The sequence below is a fragment of the Chitinophaga sp. genome, from assembly GCF_036566945.1.
In the GTDB taxonomy this organism is placed as follows: domain Bacteria; phylum Bacteroidota; class Bacteroidia; order Chitinophagales; family Chitinophagaceae; genus Chitinophaga.
Map to the genome: position 1 here is coordinate 1 of NZ_DATCVJ010000084.1, position 2635 is coordinate 2635.

The 2635-nt window shown below is 45.5% G+C and carries 4 protein-coding genes; 1 reads left to right on the top strand and 3 read right to left on the bottom strand.

The window, feature by feature from the left end; all coding sequences use genetic code 11:
* Positions 1-256, bottom strand: a 256-nt coding sequence (locus VIP81_RS02380; protein ID WP_331956877.1) for a hypothetical protein, incomplete at its 3' end; no start/stop codon positions are given.
* Positions 257-357: 101 nt separating this feature from the next.
* Here VIP81_RS02380 and VIP81_RS02385 point away from each other — a divergent pair.
* Positions 358-1656, top strand: coding sequence for a hypothetical protein (locus tag VIP81_RS02385; RefSeq protein ID WP_331956878.1), 1299 nt, complete (start codon positions 358-360; stop codon positions 1654-1656).
* Here the strand turns inward: VIP81_RS02385 and VIP81_RS02390 are convergent, their stop codons facing one another.
* Positions 1657-1893, bottom strand: coding sequence for a hypothetical protein (locus VIP81_RS02390; RefSeq protein WP_331956879.1), 237 nt, complete (start codon positions 1891-1893; stop codon positions 1657-1659).
* Positions 1894-1994: 101 nt separating this feature from the next.
* A partial coding sequence (locus VIP81_RS02395) for an alginate lyase family protein (RefSeq protein ID WP_331956880.1) occupies positions 1995-2635 on the bottom strand: 641 nt, incomplete at its 5' end.

Here is a 2635-nt window from a genome sequence, read left to right on the forward strand (position 1 = left end):
CAGCTGCCGGAATCACAGGAACAGCAATACCCTCCCCCAACCAGGCGGTCAACCGGCTTTCCACATAGGCCGCCTGCTCAGGACCGGCCGCTATTAATGCAGCTACTTGTTCCTGTAAAAGCGGGTTGTGTGGGGACTGTATATATCTTGATATCAGATCACTGACATCCTGCTGCGGTTGATACATATTAAAATGGATACTGTCGGCTCTCGCTACTATGTCCGGCAAGATACTTAACTTCCATACAAGTTCCACCGCGCAGGCACCGCATTTGCATGCAGACAGAATAAATAATTAGGTCACTTCCGTTAGGTTTAATATTTTTAGTACAGACGAACCAGGCAAAAACGATATGTATGTCACCTGAACCATTATTTCATAACGACCAGGAATATATTGAGGGATTGCTTCACCATCAGCCAGGAGTAATAGAAAGTATCTACCAACGGTTTGCTTCAAAGGAAAAGCGATTCATTTTGCAGAAAAGCGGCCATGTAAAAGATGCCGCCCATATCTTTGAAGAAGCCCTCATGGACATCTACTACTTTGCACGCCGTCATCCTCTCAAAGTAACCGAGTTCGAACCCTTTCTGCAACTGCTTTGCAAGCGCATCTGGGAACAGGAACTGGAAAGACGCGGACAACGTATTCCCGGCCTGGAAGCGGAAGAACTATCTACCATGAGCAGAGATGATATCCAGGACGTGGAAGATGTGCTGAAAGAAGGAGAAAAAAGAAGACTGGCCTACCACTACTACCTCGCATTATCCGATGAATGCAAAGAATTACTCCGCTGGTCGCTGACAGAAGGTTGTTTGCAGGAAGACATTGCTGCCGAAACAAAAATACCTGTGGCTGCATTGCCGGAACGCAGAGCGGCCTGCTATCGCAGCCTGTTCAGAGATATAGATACCAAGTTAAAAGCCAATAGTCTTTCTGAAAAAGACCTGCTGGAAACAGACCGTTTCCTCAGTGGGCAAATGACGGAAGCAGACAGGAAAGCCTTTACAGAGCGGTTGCAAACAGATGCATTGCTCAATCAGCAGGTGAAAAGATTTGATATTGTCCGTCAGCTGCTGGCACAAAAAATATGCGGCGACGCCGGCCGGGATGAGCTGCAACATTTGTTGTTTACCCATCGCAATGCCTGGTACACCCTGAAAGACAACTCCACTATTCCCATTCGAAATTACGTGATCCTCACCGCGCTGATAGCGGCAGGCATGGCCATCCTGCTGTATGTGAGCCCGTGGAGAAAAAACATTTACCGGCAGTTTGCGTCTACCGAAATGCAAATACCCGATATCGACAGCTTACGCCTGCCGGAAGAAGCCATTAAACAGTTTAACCACGGCCATTTCAATGAAGCCATATTATTACTGAACAATGCCCTCAACACGAATCCGGGCAATTTATACGCCCGCTATTACCGTGGTGTAGCACTGATAGATCAAAACCAATTGGAAAATGCGCGTAAAGACCTGCTGGCCGTTTACAACAACAGCAGCGATCTTCGCAATGATGCAGCCTTCTATATGGCCTTGAGTTATCTGAAAGAAGGGCGTCAGCAGCAATGCCAGGAGTGGCTATTAAAAATTCCACCCGGTGCTCCCAATCACCTCAAAGTGCAAAAACTGATAGAAGAATTAAAATAATTAACTCAGGTATTGTCCTTTACTACAATGGATAATATTTTCCACTTCTCCCTTAATCAATTCATAAACAGGCGCTTTGTCTGTTTTTATACGTACCAATTGTTGTAAAACCAGGAAGTAAATTTCGCCTCTGTTACAGCCGTCAATCTGGGCTTTAAGAATGTTATGCTTTACCTCTTCACAACCGGTGGCATCCAGTTTCTGGTAAATTACATACAAGTCGTTCATCCAACTCATATCTCTAAAGTTTAAACATAGTGTATAGTCCCCTAAAGTTAAGCAATTACATTAACAAAATATATCAACCGAATCTTAATTAATTGTAAATTCTAAAGTGCTCAGAACCAGATAACAGGGTTTCGTACAGGGAGGTTCCGTAGCACTTCTTCCTCTGTCGGATCCTGCTCCAGTGACCGCCATAAACGGTAATAATCAGCCTTTTGCATGGCTGCTGCACCGAAAAGGAGAAAAGGCTGCGCCACCGGCCAGTTATCCCAGTACATTACGTCATGCGCATAGGGCCAGCTATTTTTATTTTTTACATAGGGAGACAGGAACGCAATGCCTTTGGCAATGCTCCGGCCATTTTCCAGGGTATACTGCCACAAATTATTTTCTTTCGTACTCAGCAACTGGCAAACAGTACTCATGGCATCGAGATTAAACAACGAGTAGCCGTAAGGTTTAGTACGTTTCAGTTCCCGTGGAAAGCTGCCATCATCAGCCATTTGCGCAGGTAGCAACACCGTTTTATAACGATTAATGCAAAAGTCCAGCCACTCGCGGTTATTGACAAAACGTGCAAACGCCGCTACCTGCATTACCCAGCAGGTGCCATGATTATTGGCCGCATTCATTTCATCTTTGCCGTAAGGATGCGTGGTAAGCCACTGCAGGTAAGTACTGAACCAATTTTTAAAAGCATTCAGATCGGCCGCAGGAATGGCTCCGGCCTTTTCCATAATACTTAATGCCTGCA